General features: G+C 68.9%; 14 protein-coding genes. 7 read left to right on the top strand and 7 right to left on the bottom strand.

The window, feature by feature from the left end:
• The first annotated feature begins 21 nt into the window (after positions 1 to 21).
• The 4 genes from BW996_RS18070 to speB are packed head-to-tail and all read left to right on the top strand — an operon-like array spanning position 22 to position 4,207.
• The gene (locus tag BW996_RS18070) at positions 22 to 1,062 is read left to right on the top strand and encodes an ABC transporter substrate-binding protein (RefSeq protein WP_037478126.1); all 1,041 of its coding nucleotides are present in this window, start codon (positions 22 to 24) and stop codon (positions 1,060 to 1,062) included.
• A 49-nt stretch (positions 1,063 to 1,111) separates the two neighbouring features.
• Complete coding sequence (locus tag BW996_RS18065; protein ID WP_037478125.1) at positions 1,112 to 2,374, top strand: ABC transporter permease; 1,263 nt, start codon at positions 1,112 to 1,114, stop codon at positions 2,372 to 2,374.
• Between the two features lie 37 nt (positions 2,375 to 2,411).
• Positions 2,412 to 3,245, top strand: coding sequence for an ABC transporter permease (locus BW996_RS18060; protein WP_175619142.1), 834 nt, complete (start codon positions 2,412 to 2,414; stop codon positions 3,243 to 3,245).
• Positions 3,242 to 4,207, top strand: a complete 966-nt coding sequence (gene speB / locus BW996_RS18055) for an agmatinase (RefSeq protein WP_175619141.1) — start codon at positions 3,242 to 3,244, stop codon at positions 4,205 to 4,207. The genes BW996_RS18060 and speB overlap by 4 nt, the downstream gene beginning before the upstream one ends.
• 160 nt (positions 4,208 to 4,367) lie before the next feature.
• Here speB and BW996_RS18050 read toward each other — a convergent pair whose 3' ends face one another.
• From BW996_RS18050 to BW996_RS18020, 7 genes are all read right to left on the bottom strand, one after another.
• On the bottom strand, positions 4,368 to 7,523 hold the full coding sequence (locus BW996_RS18050; RefSeq protein ID WP_037478123.1) for a type I restriction endonuclease subunit R: 3,156 nt from the start codon (positions 7,521 to 7,523) through the stop codon (positions 4,368 to 4,370).
• Between the two features lie 50 nt (positions 7,524 to 7,573).
• Positions 7,574 to 9,100, bottom strand: a complete 1,527-nt coding sequence (locus BW996_RS18045) for a Fic family protein (protein ID WP_076459036.1) — start codon at positions 9,098 to 9,100, stop codon at positions 7,574 to 7,576.
• Positions 9,101 to 9,181: 81 nt separating this feature from the next.
• Positions 9,182 to 10,501 carry a restriction endonuclease subunit S gene (locus BW996_RS18040; protein WP_076459035.1) on the bottom strand — a complete coding sequence of 440 codons (1,320 nt, stop codon included), beginning with the start codon at positions 10,499 to 10,501 and terminating at the stop codon, positions 9,182 to 9,184.
• On the bottom strand, positions 10,498 to 12,339 hold the full coding sequence (locus BW996_RS18035) for a type I restriction-modification system subunit M (protein WP_037478121.1): 1,842 nt from the start codon (positions 12,337 to 12,339) through the stop codon (positions 10,498 to 10,500). Before BW996_RS18035 ends, BW996_RS18040 begins: the two co-directional genes overlap by 4 nt.
• Before the next feature lie 260 nt (positions 12,340 to 12,599).
• Complete coding sequence (locus BW996_RS18030; RefSeq protein ID WP_051632343.1) at positions 12,600 to 13,079, bottom strand: excalibur calcium-binding domain-containing protein; 480 nt, start codon at positions 13,077 to 13,079, stop codon at positions 12,600 to 12,602.
• A 45-nt stretch (positions 13,080 to 13,124) separates the two neighbouring features.
• On the bottom strand, positions 13,125 to 14,600 hold the full coding sequence (ccoG, locus tag BW996_RS18025) for a cytochrome c oxidase accessory protein CcoG (protein ID WP_081838324.1): 1,476 nt from the start codon (positions 14,598 to 14,600) through the stop codon (positions 13,125 to 13,127).
• Between the two features lie 83 nt (positions 14,601 to 14,683).
• Positions 14,684 to 15,586, bottom strand: coding sequence for a DMT family transporter (locus BW996_RS18020; RefSeq protein WP_037486342.1), 903 nt, complete (start codon positions 15,584 to 15,586; stop codon positions 14,684 to 14,686).
• Positions 15,587 to 15,624: 38 nt separating this feature from the next.
• On the opposite strand from BW996_RS18020, the gene BW996_RS18015 reads away from it, so the two are divergent.
• The 3 genes from BW996_RS18015 to BW996_RS18005 form a co-directional block, all read left to right on the top strand.
• Complete coding sequence (locus BW996_RS18015; protein ID WP_051632344.1) at positions 15,625 to 17,103, top strand: aminotransferase-like domain-containing protein; 1,479 nt, start codon at positions 15,625 to 15,627, stop codon at positions 17,101 to 17,103.
• A 107-nt stretch (positions 17,104 to 17,210) separates the two neighbouring features.
• Positions 17,211 to 18,170 (top strand): aconitase family protein, encoded by a 960-nt coding sequence (locus BW996_RS18010; RefSeq protein WP_162178012.1) that lies wholly within the window; start codon positions 17,211 to 17,213, stop codon positions 18,168 to 18,170.
• A gap of 49 nt (positions 18,171 to 18,219) precedes the next feature.
• Positions 18,220 to 18,473, top strand: a 254-nt coding sequence (locus tag BW996_RS18005) for a transposase family protein (RefSeq protein ID WP_139330866.1), incomplete at its 3' end; no start/stop codon positions are given.

Below are 18,473 nucleotides of genomic sequence, written 5' to 3'. Positions count from 1 at the left end.
TCTCACAGAGGAACCCTCGTCATGAAGAACGCTACCGTTTCCCTGGTCGTGGCCGCCGCGGCCTCGCTGCTGGCCGGCTCGGCGCTCGCGCAGAGCCAGCTGACCGTCGTCAACTTCGGCGGGGCCAATGGCAACGCGCAGAAGAAGGCCTATGTCGAGCCCTTCGAGAAGGCCACCGGCACCAAGATCGTCGGCGTCGAATACAACGGCGAACAGGCCAAGATCAAGGCCATGGTCGAGACGAAGAAGGTGACCTGGGACGTCGTCGAGGTCGAGAGCCCGGACGCGGCACGCGGCTGCGACGAGGGCCTGTTCGAGAAGATCGACTGGGCCAAGGTCGGCAACAAGGCCGACTTCCAGCCGGCGGCGGTGCAGGAGTGCGGCGTCGGCATCTTCATCTGGTCGACCGTCATGGCCTACAACGGCGACAAGCTGAAGGACGGCCCCAAGACCTGGGCCGATTTCTGGGACACCAGGAAGTTCGCCGGCAAGCGCGGCATGCGCAAGGGCGCGCGCTACAACCTCGAGTTCGCGCTGATGGCCGACGGCGTGCCGTCGAAGGACGTCTACAAGGTGCTGGGCACGCCGGCCGGCGCCGAGCGCGCGTTCAAGAAGATGACCGAGCTCAAGCCCTCGATCCAGTGGTGGGAAGCCGGCGCGCAGCCGCCGCAGTTCCTGGTCGCCGGTGACGTGGTCATGACCACCGCCTACAACGGCCGCATCGACGCCGCGCAGCGCGAAGGCAAGAACCTGCAGATCAGCTGGACCGGCGGCATCTATGACCTGGACTACTGGGTCATCCCGAAGGGCACGCCGAACAAGGACCTGGCGATGAAGTTCATCGCCTCGGCCTCGCAGCCGGCCGCCCAGGCCGAATACGCCAAGCTGATCTCCTACGGCCCGACCAACAACAAGGCCCTGGGCAACCTGGATGCCAAGACCCTGGCGCTGCTGCCGACCTCGCCGGCCAACTCGAAGGACGCGCTGAAGTTCGACATCACCTTCTGGGCCGACCAGGGCGAGGCGCTGGAGAAGCGCTTCGCCGCCTGGGCCGCCCAGTAAGTCCGCCGAACGCGCCTCGCCTCCTGCCCGACTGACGCCTGCCTCGACCATGCACAGCCTCGCCCTCGACGATCAGGCCGCCGCCGCCCCGCGCGGCCAGGACCTCGCCCGTGCCCTCCAGCGCGCCGAGCGCCGCCGCAAGCTGACGGCCGTCAGCCTGACCCTGCCGCTGCTGGTCTTCCTGCTGCTGACCTTCCTGGTGCCGATCGGCGCGCTGCTCAAGCGTGCGGTCGAGAACCCGGAGGTGGCCGACGTGCTGGTGCACACCGGCGGGGCGCTCTCGGGCTGGAACCGCCAGGACCTGCCGCCGGCGGCGGCCTTCGCCGGTCTGGCGAAGGACCTGGGTGCGCTGCCCGACAGCGCGCAGGCCGGCACGCTGGCGCGGCGCCTGAACTCCGAGGTGCCGGGCGCGCGCTCGCTGGTCATGAAGACCTACCGGGCGCTGCCGCTGGGCGAGGGCCTGAGCCCCGAGCAGACGCGCGACCGCCTGATCGAGGTCGATGCGCGCTGGGGCGAGGCGCTCTACTGGCAGGCGATCGCCAAGAACGCCAGCCGCTGGACGCCCGACTACCTGCTCGCCGCGGTCGACCTGCACCGCGACGCCGCCGGCCACATCGAGGCCATGCCGACCGAGCAGGCGGTCTTCGGCAAGATCCTGCTGCGCACCTTCAACATCTCGGCGGTGGTCACGGTGCTGTGCCTGCTGCTGGCCTATCCGCTGGCCTACTGGCTCTCGACGATGGAGGCGCGCCGCGCCAACCTGCTGATGATCCTGGTGCTGGTGCCGTTCTGGACCTCGATCCTGGTGCGGGTCGCGGCCTGGATCGTGCTGCTGCAGCGCGAGGGCCTGGTCAACTCGGCGCTGGTCGGCACCGGCCTGATCGACGAGCCGCTCGCGCTGCTGTTCAACCGCACCGGCGTGGTCATCGCGATGGTGCACATCCTGCTGCCCTTCATGATCCTGCCGCTGTACAGCGTGATGAAGTCGGTGCCGCCGACCTATCTGCGCGCGGCCATCAGCCTGGGCAGCTCGCCGCTGGCGGCCTTCTTCCGCGTCTATGTGCCGCAGACCTGGTCGGGCGTGGGGGCCGGCGCGCTGCTGGTCTTCATCCTGAGCATCGGCTACTACGTGACGCCGGCGCTGCTGGGCGGCGCCGACGACCAGATGCTGTCGTACTACATCGCCCAGTACACCAACGTCGAGATCAACTGGGGCATGGCCTGCGCGCTGGGCGCGGTGCTGCTGACGGCCACGCTGATCCTGTATGGCGTCTACCGCCGCATGGTCAAGTCCGAGCTGAGCCTGGGCTGAGCACCGGCCCAAGAAGCAAGAAGAAGGAAGACGACCGATGAACGCGATCCTGTCCGCGATGAACCCGCAGTTCCCGGCGTACGCCACGCTGGCCGACAAGCTCGGCTGGTGGCTGATGCGCCTGTTCTGCATCGGGATGCTGGTGTTCCTGCTGCTGCCGATCCTGGTGATCGTGCCGCTGTCCTTCTCGTCGAGCTCCTTCCTGGCGTATCCGATGCCGGGCTGGTCGCTGCAGTGGTACGAGAACCTGTTCAACGCGCCGGAGTGGGGCCGCGCCGCACGCAACAGCTTCATCGTGGCGCCGGCGGCCACGGTGCTGGCCACCGTGCTGGGCACGCTGGCAGCGGTGGGCCTGTCGCGCACCGACTTTCCCGGCAAGGGCCTCCTGATGAGCATCCTGATCGCGCCGATGGTGGTGCCGATCGTGGTGGTGGGCGTGGCCTGCTACCTGTTCTTCGCCAAGCTGGGCTTCGCCGACAGCTACCTCGGCCTGATCGTGGTGCACGCCGCGCTGGGCGCGCCCTTCGTGCTGACCACCGTGCTGGCGACGCTGCAGGGCTTCAACCACAACCTGGTGCGCGCCTCGCTCAGCCTGGGCGCCGGCCCGGTCGAGACCTTCTTCCGCATCACGCTGCCGGTGATCGCGCCGGGCGTGATCTCGGGCGCGCTGTTCGCCTTCGCGACCTCCTTCGACGAGGTCGTGGTGACGCTGTTCGTGGCCGGCCCGGAGCAGGTGACGCTGCCGCGCCAGATGTTCACCGGCATCCGCGAGAACATCAGCCCGACCATCGCCGCGGTGGCCACGCTGCTGACGATCTTCACCACCGGCCTGATGCTGGCGCTCGAGTGGATCCGGGGCCGCCGCGCATGAGCACCCCACTGCCCCCCCGGTCGCTGAACCAGCCGCTCGGCGGCAACGAGATGCCGCGCTTCGGCGGCCTGGCCTCGATGATGCGCCTGCCGGTGGCCACTTCGGCCGCCGGCCTGGACGCCGCCTTCATCGGCGTGCCGCTGGACATCGGCGCCTCCAACCGGGCCGGCGCGCGCTTCGGCCCGCGCCAGATCCGCGCCGAGTCCAGCCTGATCCGGCCCTACAACATGGCCACGGGCGCCGCGCCCTTCGACGCGCTGCAGGTCGCCGACCTGGGCGACGTGCCGATCAACACCTACTCGCTGGAAAAGTCGGTCGACATCATCACTGACTTCTACCGCGAGGTGCTCGGCCACGGCTGCGTGCCGCTGACGCTGGGCGGCGACCACACCATCGCGCTGCCGATCCTGCGCGCGGTGGCCGAGCGCCACGGCCCGGTCGCGCTGATCCATGTCGACGCCCACGCCGACGTCAACGAGGAGATGTTCGGCGAGCGCATCGCGCACGGCACGCCCTTCCGCCGCGCGGTGGAGGAAGGCCTGCTGCAGACGAACAAGGTCTGGCAGATCGGCCTGCGCGGCTCGGGCTACGCCGCCGACGACTTCGACTGGCCGCGCCGCCAGGGCTTCACGATCATCCCGGCGCACGAGGTCTGGTGGCAGTCGCTGGCGCCCATCATGGACAAGGTGCGCGCGGTCATCGGCGATGCGCCCTGCTACCTCAGCTTCGACATCGACGGCATCGACCCGGCCTACGCCGGCGGCACCGGCACGCCCGAGATCGGCGGCTTGAACGTGCCGCAGGCGCTGGAGATCATCCGCGGCTGCCGCGGCCTGAACCTGGTGGGCGCCGATCTGGTCGAGGTCTCGCCGCCGTACGACGCCAGCGGCAACACCGCGCTGCTGGGCGCGAACCTGCTGTACGAGATGCTGTGCGTGCTGCCGGGGGTGCCGGTGCGCTGAGGCGCCGGGCGCGCCCAGCGCCAGCACCGCCCCGTCATCACCGCCCGAAGCCCCTCGTGGGTGCCCGCCTGCGCGGGCATGACGGAGACGGTGTGCATGGCGGAAACGGTGTGCATGGCGGAAACGGTGCTCTCGTCATCCGACGGAGACAGCGGTTTCGTCATCCTCGCGAAGGCGAGGACCCACGCCCCGCCCCCGCCCCCGCCCGCTCGCGCAGCATCTCCCAGAGCTGCCCCGGCCCGAGCAGCGCGTCCAGCAGCCCGCCGCGCAGGCGCTCGGAGCCCAGCGCCTGGGTGCTCATCTTCTGGTGCGCGTCGAAGGCGTCCATGATGGCGTCGAGCAGCGCCTGACCGAGGTCGGGCGAGCTGGCGAACTGCTCCTTGCTGTTGCTGGCGGCCTGCTGCACCAACAGTTCGTTCTCCAGCAGCTTGCCCTTCAGTGCGCCGTTCACGTAGACCAGCTGGTCGGTGTCCGAAAGCTCGCCTTCGAACAGGCCGTTCACCTTCTCGATGATCTCGGCCAGATAGTCCTTCTGCTTCTCCTGCACGCCGCCGGTGCCCGCGCCCTCCATGGGTGCCAGGGGATAGGTGCCGGTCGGCGTCAGGCCCAGGGGCTGGGCGCCGCGGTTCTTCAGGTTGTGGTGGGTCAGCACCACCCGGCTCAGGTCGACCGTGTCGCGCTCGCGGCCGAAGTCCAGCAGCGGGATGAGCCGCTTGAAGAACAGGAAGCGCTTCTCGATGGCCGTGTTGCCGTAGTCGAAGATCTGGCTCAGGAAGGCGTAGAGGCGCACGTAGGCCCCCATGTCGCCCTTGAAGAGCAGCAGCGCGTCCAGCGTGTCCCGGGCGGCCTGGGCCGCCTTGTCGTCACCGAGGCGCTCGGCGTGCAGCTTCTCGGCCTGGGCGGCCTTGTAGCGCTTGAGCAGGCGGTCGGCCACGGGGGCTATTGTCCCGTCGAGCTGCTTTTGCGTGCCGTTCGGGTCGAGGTCGACCTTGGCGACCCGGTCCACCTCGAACTCGTCGTAGTGGCCCGCCGCGTCGAGCTTGGCGCGCAGGTCGTAGACGAGGTGGGGGTCGGTCGTCGCCTCCAGCTCGGCGGTCTGGTAGTAGGTCTGGAAGGCCGCCAGCACCTGGGCCGGGTCGTTGACGAAGTCGAGGATGTAGGTGGTGTCCTTGCCGGGGTGGGCGCGGTTCAGGCGCGACAGCGTCTGCACCGCCTGGATGCCGCCCAGCATCTTGTCCACGTACATGCCGCACAGCAGCGGCTGGTCGAAGCCGGTCTGGAACTTGTTGGCCACCAGCAGCAGGTGGTTCTGAGGCTCCTTGAAAGCCTCGCGGATGTCGCGCCCCTTGAGCGCCGGATTGATGTCCTTGCTGCTCTCGCTGACCGGCGCCGGGTAGCTCTCGGCGTCGTCGACCTCGCCGGAGAAGGCGGTCAGCACGCCCAGCTCGTAGCCCTGCCGGGCGATGTAGGCGCGCACCGCCTTCTGCCAGCGCACGGCCTCCTTGCGGCTGGCCACCACCACCATGGCCTTGGCGCGGCCCTCCAGCAGCGGCTGCACGTTCTCGCGGTAGTGCTCGACGACGATCTGCACCTTCTGCGCGATGTTGTAGGGGTGCAGCCGCACCCACTGCATGATCCCCTTCATCGCGGCGCTGCGTTCGACCTGCTCTTCGCCGAGCTCCTGGCCGTCGTGCGCGAGCTTGAAGGCCAGCTTGTAGCTGGTGTAGTTCTTCAGCACGTCGAGGATGAAGCCCTCCTCGATGGCTTGGCGCATCGAATAGACGTGGAAGGGCTGCGGCAACCCGTCCTCGCCCGGCCGGCCGAACAGCTCCAGCGTCTTGGCCTTGGGGGTGGCGGTGAAGGCGATGTAGGTCAGCCCCTTGGCCGCCGCGCCTGCGCTGGCCTTGGCCTCCATCTGCGCGGCCAGCAGCGCCTCGGTGTCCAGCTCGCCGCCGTCCTGCAGATCCCTGGAAACAGCGGCCCACTCCTCGGCCGACAGCAGTTGCTTGAGCTTGGCCGCCGCCTCGCCGGTCTGCGAGCTGTGCGCCTCGTCGGCGATGACGGCGAAGCGCTTGCCCTCGGTGGCGGCCAGCGCCTGCACCGCCTGCAGCGCGAACGGGAAGGTCTGGAGGGTGCAGACGATGATCTTCTTGCCGTCCTTCAGCGCCTGCGAGAGCTGCGCGCTCTTGCTGCCGGCCTCGTTGCTGATGCGGGCCACCACGCCGGTGGTGCGCGCGAAGTCGAACAGCGCCTCCTGCAGCTGCGCGTCCAGCACGTTGCGGTCGCTGACCACCAGCACGCTGTCGAAGACCTTGGCGTTCTGCGCATCGTGCAGGTCGGCCAGGAAGTGGGCCGTCCAGGCGATGGAGTTGGTCTTGCCCGAGCCGGCCGAGTGCTGGATCAGGTAGCGTTCACCGGCACCGTTGGCCAGCACATCGGCCACGAGCTTGCGCGTGGCGTCGAGCTGGTGGTAGCGCGGAAAGATCACCGCCTGGAGCTGCCCCTTGTCGTCGCGCTTGCCGACGAGGTAGCGGTGCAGGATCTCCAGCCAGCTCTCGCGCGCCCACACCTCTTCCCACAGGTAGGCGGTGGCGTAGCCCTCGGGGTTGGGCGCGTTGCCGGCCGCACCGTCGTGGCCGCGGTTGAAGGGCAGGAAGCGGGTCGAGGTGCCCGCCAGCCGGGTACTCATCATCACCTCGCTCTGGCTGACGGCGAAGTGCACCAGCGCGCCGCCGGGAAAGGCCAGCACCGGCTCGGGCACGCCCCCCTTCGGGTGCGGCAGGCGGTCATGGCGGTACTGATCGACCGCGTCGTGCACGCTCTGCGTGAAGTTGCTCTTGAGCTCGGCGGTCGCCACCGGCAGGCCGTTGAGGCACAGCACCAGGTCCAGCGCATCCCTGGGCTGGTTGGGCGAGTGGTGCACCTGGCGCAGCACGCGCAGGCGGTTGGCGGCGTAGCGCGCCTGCGTGGCCGGGTTCAGGTCCAGCGCGGGCTTGAACTGCGCCAGCGCCAGCGGCTCCTTCAAGCCCAGCAGCTCCAGGCCGCGGCGCAGCAGCTCCAGCGTGCCGCGCTCGTTCAGGCCCTTGCGCAGCCGGTCGGCCAGCACGGCGAGCGCGCCCGGCTCGCCGTGGGTCTTGCACAGGCGCTGCCACGCCTCGGGCTGGCTGGCCTCGATCCAGGCCCGCAGATCAGGCAGGTAGAGCCCGCGCGCGGTATCGAACTCGCGCGCGGCGCCGTCCTCGTTCAGCCAGCCATGCGCGCCGAGGTGCTGGCAGATCTCGGCCTCGAAGTGGATTTCGCGGTGCAGCGATGACACGGTCTCTCCCTGGTGTGTCGTCTGGTTGGGTGTCTGGTGTCGTGTGGTGTTCAGTCGGCCGCGTCCGGCGCCGTCATGTCGGGCACCAGGGGCAGGCCTTGCATGGACCGCCTGACCGCATCCTCGATCGCGTCGAGCACCTGGGGCTGCACGCGCTCCGCAAACCGCTTGCGGCGGTTGTTGGACAGCACGCCGCCGTTCTGGTGGATCGTCACGATGAGGGTGGACAGATCGCTGCCGCGCAGGTCATGGCGGGCGTCGATGTGGCGTCTGACCTGATCGAACAGCGTCAGGAACTCCACCTCCTGGCGCATGTGGATGTCCAGGGCAGCTTCGGCCATGTTCAGCGTGAAGGCGGCCGCGTCCGTCAGGTCCATGGTCCGGAACCAGAGGTCGGCGCCCTCGGTCCAGTCATAGGCGTAATGCTCGTCGCCCGCCCAGGTCACCTGACACAACTGGCGCGCAGGCTGGCTGAAGGCGGTCAGCGCGCTCAGGTAGGCCGCCTCGTGCTTCTTCATCGCCACCGAGACCGGCAGCAGGAACTGCGGCGGCAACAGGCGCGTCTGTCCCAGGCAGTGATGGATCAGAAACCGCGACAGGCGGCCGTTGCCGTCCATGAAGGGGTGGATGAACACAAAGGCAAAGGACACCACGGCCGCATGGACCAGGGCGTCCAGCCCGGCGGGGCGCTGGTTGGCCAGACGCATCAGGCCCTCCATCAGCGCCACGGCCAGCTCCGGTGCCGGTGGCACGTAGGTCACGCCGACGGCGCCCGGCACGTCCCTTTGCAGCCGGTTCTGTTCGGTGCGGAACTGCACCGCCATGTCGTACGGATTGGACAGGGTGGCGTTCTGCAGCTCCACCAGCATCTCTTCGGTGATCGGCCGCTGCTCATGCGCGCGTCGCAGCAGGGCGGCGAACCGAGCGGTCTTGTCCTGGCTGGGCGCTTCGCCCTCGATGGCGAAGGAGCCTTCGGTCTCGCTCAGGTAGGCCCAGTTCAGGGCACGCTCCAGCATGGCGGCGCCCACTGATTGGGCGAACGCCTGGGCCTGCGCCAGGATGTCCCGGCCCACGAGCGCCTGGATGGCGGGCGTCCTGCGCACCACGGGGCAGAAGTCCAGCTCGCCCAGGCCGTTGAATTCGATGCGCCAGCGCGCATCACGCCGGGCCACGCCGACAAAGTAGTCGTCGGGGTCGAACAGGGGCGCATAGGCCGAGGCCACCCGGAGATCGTCCAGCCCGGGCAGACGCCGACCCTGCAGGCGCTCCCACAGATGCCCCAGCTTGCGCGCGTACACGCTGTTGGGCGCAGCCCGCGCCTGTGCAGCCAGCTCCTCGGGGGGCATGCGGCGCAGCGCGCTCAGCAGCAGCCCCAGATGCACGCCCTCGTGCTTGAGGGCGAACAGCGCATGCTGCAGCAGCGTCGGCCCGGGCGCGAGCTTGTCCGGCACCGACAGCCCACCGTGCGCCACGCGCACGATGCGGTTGACGCCCGGGGTCAGCCGCGCACGCCGCGCCCCCAGAAAGTCCGGTGCGCCCAGCGTGTCCTGGATCCACGCATAGCCGACGTTGCTCATGTCAGATCAGGCCTTCTCGCTCGAAAAATCATCAGTGGCCCTACTTTTTTACCAGAACCGCCGTGCGTGGCCACTTTTCTCTCAGTTCACCCGCCAGCCCCGCACATCGATCTGCCCGGTCACCGCCGCCGCGATGAGCGCCGCTCGGCGCTCCTTGAGCAGGGCGATGGCGCGATTGGAAGCAACAGCTAGATTTTTAATCTTCTCCAACTCATCGCCGATGAAATCCACAAGTTCCTGCTGTTCGCCCAGAGGTGGCACGAGTAGTGGCAACTCCCCGACTTCGCCTACTCTCAAATGGCCAACGGTGCTTCCCTTTGACTTCTCGCTGATTTTCTCACGCGCAAGACCACCGTAAATTGAGTACAGCAAGAATTTGCTGAGCAAAAAATCTTTTGGCGGTCGGATGTACATCATTCGTTGCCCAAGACAGAAATCGAGATCTTCCGGGGCTAGACACGCTTCACCCGCGGGCGCTTCGCGCGTGAAAAGAACATCACCAGCCTGAGGCCGGCCTTTCGCCGTCCACTCGATGAAGTTCGCCTCATCGGTCCAATACCCTGGCTCCGGATTAAACTGGCCATCCTTGACACAGGACGTTCTGACGACGAAATAGTCACCTTCGACATGCGGTTCTGGCGTCCTGTTCTTGCAGTCCACGACTTCGCATCCACAGTCCTTCACACGCTTCACCTCCCAATGCGCCGGCACCTCCCCCAGCCACGCCACGCCGGAATCCTTCATCGGCGCCGCGGGGTCGAGGCCGCGCGTGACGGCGTGCGAGATGGTGGCCTGGCGCTTCTCGGCCAGCAGGGCGATGAGCTTCGCCTGCTCGGCGATCAGGGCGTCGATCTTGGAAGTTTCATGTTTTATGAAATCCACAATCTCTGCTTGCTCGTCAGCAGGAGGCAGAGCGATTTCAATGCACTTAAAATCCTCCCAATAGAGCCGCAACCTGAAGTCTGTCACACCTCTGGAGTGACGCTTCATTTCCGCGACGGCATTCGGTGTCCGCAAAATCATTTCAGCGAAGAACGTCATGAAGCGCCGCACGGGTCGCGCCACCACATATGCCGGGCTGACCATGCCATGAGCGGCGACAGTTCCAAATCCTCCCTGCCAAGCGCGCATCATGTTATATGTCAAGTCACCCGGCATGACCAATTTGTATTTTGATCGATCATCGCTCCGCGTCACCTTCCGGTCCATCTCGTTCTCATCGAGCTCCTTGTCGGAAACCCCGTCGTGGATAGAGACACTCAGCACCGGCAGTTCGTCATTCCCTGGCTCATTGACATCCCGGAATAACGATCCCATTCGGAACATATCCCAATGCGCCGGCACTTCGCCCAGCCATTCGACGCCGCTGGGCTTGTAGTGCGGATACTTCGGCAAACTCATTCCGCCAGCTCCCCGAGCATCCGCATGATGTTGGCCGACACCGCCTTCAGCTCCTCGTCGATGGCGTGCAGGCTGCGCGGGGGCTCGAAGACGTAGAAGTGGCGGTTGAAGGCGATCTCGTAGCCGACCTTGCTTTTCTCGGCGTCGATCCAGGCGTCCGGCGCGTGCGGCAGCACCTCGCGGGCGAAGTAGGTGGCGATGTCCTCGCAGAGTGGCACGTTCTCGGTGTCGCGCAGCGCGCTGTCGGGCTGGGGCTTGCCCTTCTGCTTGCCCTTCTGGCCCAGGACCACCGCGCCGGCGGCGTCGCGCAAGGGCCGCTCGACCGTCAGGGTGGTGTAGCCGAAGTCCTCGTTCCTGAAGATGCGCGCGATCGGCACGCGCTTGAGGCGCCCGCCCTCGGGCGGCAGCGGCGCGGTGTCGGTGCCGGTGACCAGGCGCGGCTCGCCCACCGGCTGGCCCTGCGCGTCGAGCACCGTCACCTGCTCGGCCTCGGTGAAGTCGCCGAACAGGCGCGTCACGGTGGCAATGTGCGCCTCGCTCATCTCCCGGCGCTTCGAGCCCAGGCTTTTGCGCATCTTCTGCCAGAAGCCGCTGGCGTCGATCAGCTGCACGAAGCCGCGCCGGTCCTCGGGCTTGCGGTTGGAGACGATCCACACATAGGTGGCGATGCCGGTGTTGTAGAACATGTCGGTCGGCAGGCCGACGATGGCCTCCAGCAGATCGTTCTCCAGCAGGTAGCGGCGGATCTCGCTCTCGCCCGAGCCGGCGCCGCCGGTGAACAGCGGCGAGCCATTGAGCACGATGCCGAAGCGGCTGCCGCCCTCGACCGCCGGGCGCATCTTGCTGACCAGGTGCAGCAGGAACAGCATCGAGCCGTCGCTCACCCGCGGCAGGCCGGGGCCGAAGCGGCCGTCGAAGCCTTTGAGCTCATGCTCCTGGCGCACCTGGCGCTCGACCTTCTTCCACTCCACGCCGAAGGGCGGGTTGGAGAGCATGTAGTCGAAATGGCGCCCGGCGTGGCCGTCGTCGCTGAGCGTGTTGCCGCAGACGATGTTGCCCACGTCCTGGCCCTTGATCAGCATGTCGGCCTTGCAGATGGCGTAGGACTCGTCGTTGAGCTCCTGGCCGAACATCGTCAGGCGCGCCTGCGGGTTGTGCGCCGTCAGGTGCTCGGCCGCCACGCTCAGCATGCCGCCGGTGCCGGCGGTCGGGTCGTAGACGGTGCGCACCACCGCGCGGCCGGGCGCCAGCACCTCGCTGTCCTCGATGAACAGCAGGTTCACCATCAGCCGGATCACCTCGCGGGGCGTGAAGTGCTCGCCGGCGGTCTCGTTGGAGATTTCGGCGAACTTGCGGATCAGCTCCTCGAAGACGCTGCCCATCGTGGCGTTGTCCACCGTGTCGGGGTGCAGGTCGATGCGGGCGAACTTCTCGGTGACCAGATAGAGCAGGTCCGCCTTGGCCAGCCGCTCGACCTGGGCGTGGAAGTCGAAGCGCTCGAAGATGTCGCGCGCCGACGGCGAGAAGTCCTGCAGATAGGCGTAGAGGTTCTGGCGGATGTGGTCCTGGTCGCCCAGGAGCGTGGGCAGGTCCAGCGCGCTGGTGTTGAAGAAGCCCACGCCGGTCTTGCGCAGCAGGAAGGGCTCGGGGTTCAGCCCGGCCTGGGTGCGCGCCGCATGCTCGGCCAGCACCGCCGGCTTGGTCGCCGCCAGCACGCAGTCGAGCCGGCGCAGGATGGTGAAGGGCAGGATGACGCGGCCGTATTCGGACTGCTTGTAGTCACCGCGCAGCAGGTCGGCGACCGACCAGAGGAAGGACGAGAGGGCTTGGGAATTCATGCAGGGCAGCGGCGCTCGGACCGGTCGGCTTCAGGGCCGGGCGATGATAGCCGCGGGCGGCGGCGATCCCCTGCCCCTCGTGGGTGCCCGCCTGCGCGGGCATGACGGAGACGGATAGCGGGACGGAGACAGCGTTCTCGTCATCCTCGCAACCGTTATCGCTTTGCGACCGCAGTCTCTCGTCATCCTCGCGATCTCGTCATCCTCGCGAAGGCGAGGACCCACGCCCGCCACACCGCCCCGCCCTCAGCGCCGCCAACTCACCACCCGCTGCGGCACCACTGCTCCTCGCACGGCACGCCGTCATGGTCGCCATCCATCTTCACGCCAGGGCAGTTGGCAAGGAAGAACTTCGCCTCCTCGCAGGAGGTCATCTTCGAGCAGTAGAGGCGGCCGTCGCAGCGCCAACGCGAGGGCGCGGTCGGCAGCGAAGAAGACGCGGTGGCCGTGGCGGTGGCCGCGGCCGTCGCGGGCGGACGCCCAGCAGGCACGGCAGACGCGGCCACCGCAGGACGGGGCGGCAGCACCGGGCGCGTGTCGCGGTGGCGGCTCTCGGCCTCGGCGCGGTCGCGCTCCAGGCTGCGCGCCGGTCCGGCGCCCGGACAGGGCGTCTGCTGGTAGCTGACCTGACCGCCGCTGCCGACGCACTTGAACATCGTTTGTGCCCCGGCCGGCAGCGCCAGCAGGCCCACTATCACGGCCGTCGCCTGCATCAGCCGCAGCGCCTTTGCCTTCATCATTGCCAATTCTCCCTGGATATTTTCAATCCGGGATTATCCGGGCACTTACCGCGGCACGATGAAGGTGCTGCGCTCGCTCACCCGCTCGCCGGTCGGCGTGGTGACGATCAGCGCGATCGGCAGCGTGCGCCCGGCGCGCTCCAGTGCGGCCTCGGCCGGCAGGCGCACGCTCAAGGCCATGTCGGCCGTGCCCGCCTGAGGCAGCGGGGGGATGCGCGCTGGCTCCACCCCCAGCGCCAGCCCGTCGTCGGTGCGAACCGCAATCTGCCCGTCCAGCGGCTGGCCGGTGTTGTTCCTCAGGCGCAGGCGGTAGACGTTCTCGACCGCGCCGTCCTCGACCGGGCGGGCCATGACGCCGCGGTCGCGCAGGACGTCGAAGCCCAGCGGCGCGCGCACGCTCAAGCCCCAGGCCATCGCCACCAGCGTCAGCGCCAGCAGCCCGGCATAGACCGCCACCCGCGTGCGCCCCAGCAGGCCGCGCAGCCCCGCCAGACCGCCGGCCAGGACACCATCGCGTGCGGCGAAGCGGATCAGGCCGGTCGGGCGCTGCAGGCGCTCCATCACCCGGTCGCAGGCGTCGATGCACACGCCGCAGCCGATGCACTCGTACTGCATGCCCTCACGGATGTCGATGCCGACCGGGCAGACCTGCACGCACATCGTGCAGTCGATGCAGTCGCCGGCGCCCGGGGTCTTCTCCTTGCCCGCCTTGCCCGGCTGGCGCGGCTCGCCGCGCGGCGCGTCGTAGCTCACCACCCGCGTGCGCGGATCCATCAACGAGCCCTGGAAGCGCGCATACGGGCACATGTGCAGGCAGACCTTCTCGCGCAGCCAGCCGGCATTGCCCCAGGTCGCCAGGCCGTAGAACAGCACCCAGAAGATCTCCCACGGCCCCGTGCTGCCCGCCGGCACCGAGGCCGCCAGCTCGCGCATCGGCGTGAAGTAGCCGACGAAGGTGAAGCCGGTCAGCAGGCTGAAGACGATCCAGGCCAGGTGGCGCCCGCCACGGCGCAGGATCTTGTCCGCCGTCCACGGCGCCGCATCCAGCCGCAGCCGCGCGCTGCGGTCGCCCTCGAAGCGGTGCTCGATCCACAGGAAGATCTCGGTGTAGACCGTCTGCGGGCAGCTGAAGCCGCACCAAACCCGCCCGGCCAGCGCGGTGGCCAGAAAGAGCGCCAGCGCCGAGGCCACCAGCACGCCGGTCAGATAGATCAGGTCCTGCGGCCACAGCACCAGACCGAAGACGTCGAAGCGCTGGCGCTCCAGATGGAAGAGCAGCGCCTGGCGGCCATCGATCTGCAGCCACGGCACGCCCAGGAAGAAGGCCTGCGTCAGCAGCACCATCGCCCAGCGCCAGCGCGTGAGGCGCCCCTGCGTGGCCCGGGGCTGGATGCGGCGGGCCGGCTCGATGACCGGCTGGATCGGGATCACGCGCGGAGGGTCGCCCTGGATGGCCGGGTTCAGGTGCTGCGGAGGGTGGCGCAGCGGAGCAGGAGAAACGGAAACAGAGGTCGTCGGCATGGCGCCGACTGTGCGCGCCGCTCTTCTGATCCGACAGACTCAGATTTCGTCAAAACAGACCGGATCAGATGCAATCCATGAGGTCAGACCAGGCGCAGCCGCCGCCGCGCCAGCGCGTTGTCCCAGGCGATCAGCAGCCCGGCGGCGACGATGACCAGGCAGCCGGCGACCATCGCCGCATCCACCTGCTCGCCGAAGACCAGCACGCCCACCGTCAGGCCGAAGATCAGCCGGGTGTAGCGGAACGGCGTGACGGTGGCTAGGTCGCCGGTGCGCATCGCCTTCATCAGCGCCGCATAGGCCAGCGTGCCCACGCCGACCGCACCGGCCAGCAGCGCCAGCAGCCCGGCGTCAGGCACGACCCAGGCCGCAGGCCGCCACAGGCCATAGAGCCCCCCGGCCAGCGCCAGCGTCAGGAAGCCGAAGACGCCCAGATGCAGCGTGCCCAGCGCCGGCGGCACCGCCCGGCTGGCCAGATCGCGCCCGGCAAAGCCGATCATGCCCACCACCGCCAGCAGCGACAGCGCCGAGAAGCCGCCCGAGCCCGGCCGCAGCACGATCAGCACGCCGCCCAGGCCGATCACCACAGCCGCCCAGCGCCGCCAGCCCACCCGCTCATGGAAGAAGAGGCTGCCGCCCAGCACCACCAGCACCGGCGTGGCCTGCAGGATGGCGGTGGTCGTCGACAGCGGCGTCAGCACGATGGCCAGCGCGTAGAACAGCCGCCCGACCAGCTCGAACACCGCGCGGCCCGCCATCAGCCGCGAACACGCCGCCGGCTGCAGCAGCCGCACGCCCTGCCCCTGAGCCAGCAGCGCGAACACCAGCGCGCCGCCCAGCCCCGACAGCACCAGCACCTCGGACAGCGGCATCCGCCCGACGACACGCTTGACGAACAGGTCCTCCAGCGCGAAGGCGGCCATCGACAGCGTCATCCACAGGATGCCCCGGAGGTTGGGAGAGAGGGGAGAGAGGGAACGGTTCATCGGGCGATTGTCGGGGGCCGGCCCGCACAATGCCGGCCATGCCCCTCTACACCGATCTGGCCGACGAGCTGAGCGACGCGATCCGCCGCGGCGCGCTGCGACCGGGCGAGCGCCTGCCCTCGGTGCGCCAGGCGCGCGCCAGCCGCCAGGTCAGCGCCGCGACCGTCTTCCAGGCCTATGACCTGCTGGAATCGCGCGGGCTGATCGAGTCGCGGCCGCGCTCGGGCTTCTTCGTGCGCGCGGCCCGCGCCAGCGCCGTCGCCGAACCGCTGGCCGCACCCGCCACGCCCGAGTCCACCGAAGCCACCGAAGTCAGCATCGGCGACCTGGTGATGCAGGTGCTGGGCTCGACCCGCGACCGCGAGGTGGTGCCGCTGGGCTCGGCCTTCCCCAGCCCGCACCTGTTTCCGCTGCGGGAGCTGGCGCGCTGCGGCGCACGCGCGCTGCGGGTGCTCGACCCCGAGCGGCTGCTGGAAGACCTGAGCGCCGGCAACGAGCGCCTGCGCCACCAGATCGCCCGGCGCCAGGCGCTGGCCGGCATCGCGGTCGACCCGGACGAGATCGTCATCACCCACGGCGCGATGGAGGCGCTGGACCTGTCGCTGCGGCTGCTGACCCGGCCGGGCGACATCGTCGCCGTCGAGTCGCCGACCTTCTACGCGGCGCTGCAGGCGCTGGAGCGCCACGGCCTGCGCGCGGTCGAGCTGCCGACCGATCCGCGCGAGGGCATCGACCCGGACACGCTGGCGCAGGTGCTGAGCCGCCACCGCGTCGCCGCCTGCTGGCTGATGCCCAATTTCCAGAACCCGCTCGGCAGCCTGATGCCCGAGGAGCGCAAGCGCGCGCTGGTGGCGCTGCTGGCGCGCCACGGCGTGCCGCTGATCGAGGACGATGTCTACGGCGAGCTGCACCACGGCAGCCGCCGCCCGCTCCCGGCCAAGGCCTTCGACACCGCGGGCGAGGTGCTGCACTGCACCTCGTTCTCGAAATGCCTGGCGCCGGGCTACCGCGTCGGCTGGGTCGCGGCCGGGCGGCACGCCGCCGCGCTGCGGCGGCTCAAGACGCTGACCTCGCTGGCCACCGCGGTGCCCTCGCAGCTGGCGATCGCCGAATACCTGGCCCAAGGCGGCTTCGACCGCCACCTGCGCGGCCTGCGCCGCCAGCTCGCCACGCAGCAGGCGCAGATGCATGCGCTGGTCGAGGCGCACTTCCCCGCCGGCACCCGGCTGGCGCGGCCGCAGGGCGGCTATTTCCTCTGGGTCGAGCTGCCCGAGGGCGGCGACGCACTGGCGCTGCACGCCCAGGCCACGGCCCTGGGCATCAGCTTGGCACCGGGCGCGCTGTTCAGCGCCTTCCATGCCGACCGCCGGCTGAGACGCAGCCTGCGCTTGAACTTCGGCCATGCGCCGGGCGATGCACGCATCGCGCCAGCGCTGGCCGCACTGGGCCGGCTGGCCGCCGCAGGCGGCACGGCCTGTCCGAATCCAGCTGAATCAGCACAGTCAGCCTGTAGGTGAGGCGGAGGCTCGAAACGCCCGTCTCGACGCCCGTCTGTCGGCTGCCGCACAGACCCGCATGCGACATGCCCCGCATTCTGGCCAGTCCACCTTCCTCGGAATTCGCCATGAGACTGCATTCGAGAGATCTGCTGAGGGCCTTCGCGCTGACCGATGGCGCGGAAACACGGCATGGGCATCTGTACTCGCTGCCGGCACTGGAGGCGAACGGAATCGGTCGCGTTTCTCGCCTGCCTGTCTGCCTGCGCATGATCCTGGAATCGCTGCTGCGCCATCTGGACGGCCCCCATGTCAGCGAGCGCCATGTGCTGCAACTCGCCTACTGGCAGCCCCGGGGCTGGCGCAGTGAGAGCATTCCTCTCATCGCCTCGCGTGTCGTGCTGCAGGAAACCTCGGTGCTACCGCTGCTGTGCGACCTGGCGACGCTACGTGACGCCGCTGCCCGCAACGGACGCTCGCCTGAGCGGATCGAGCCGCTGATTCCGGTCGACGTGACGGCGACGCTCCAGGAGCGGCGCGCCACCCGCACCGACCCCGAATTCCGACATCTCATGGAATGGGCAGCACAGGCCTTCGAGCAGTTGCGCGTCCTGCCCGCAGGCGTCTGCACCGGGCAGCAGACGCTGCTGGAGCGACAGGGCGTGCATTTCCCGGAAACCCTGATCGGCACCGAGCCTCGCCTCGCCCTGGTCAACGCATTCGGCATGATCGGATGCATCGTGAGCGATCTCGAGGCTGAAGCCGCGATGTTCGGCCAGCCCGCGCGCATCCCGGTACCTGACGTGATCGGCGTGCACCTGCACGGCAGGATGGACGTGGCCGCGAGCGCCGACGATCTGCGACGGAGCCTGGGCGCACGGCTCGGCAGGGTCAGCGTGCAGGGGCAGCTCGTCGAGTTCTTCGGCGATGGCGCCGAATCGCTGTCCCTGCCCGAACGGGCGACCGTGGCCGGCATGGCTGCGGTCCATGGTGCCCGGGCCGGGTTCTTCGCGCCCGATGAAGCCACCGCGACCTGGCATGCGCTCCAGGGCGATTGTATGAAGAACCTGGTCGGTTCCGTGTTATGAACACGCCCCGCTGACCCAACCGCCGCAGCTCGAAGCGGCGCCCGCCCCGATGACCACTGCGCCGCTGCTCCCCCACTTCATCGAGGCGCTGGCCGAACTGGACGATCCGCGCTCGCGGTCGTGTCCGTTTCCGCTGGACGAGCTGATGTTCGCGGCGCTGTGCGGCGTCAGCAGTGGCGCCGACAGCTGGGTCTCGGTCACCGACTGGGCCGAGCTGCAGATCGACTGGCTGCGCCAGCATCTGCCGTACGCCAACGGCATCGCCTCGCACGACACCTTCGGGCGCGTCTTCAGCCTGCTCGA

This window comes from Sphaerotilus natans (assembly GCF_900156335.1).
Taxonomy (GTDB): domain Bacteria; phylum Pseudomonadota; class Gammaproteobacteria; order Burkholderiales; family Burkholderiaceae_C; genus Sphaerotilus; species Sphaerotilus natans.
This window is presented reverse-complemented; position numbering and strand designations above follow the sequence as displayed.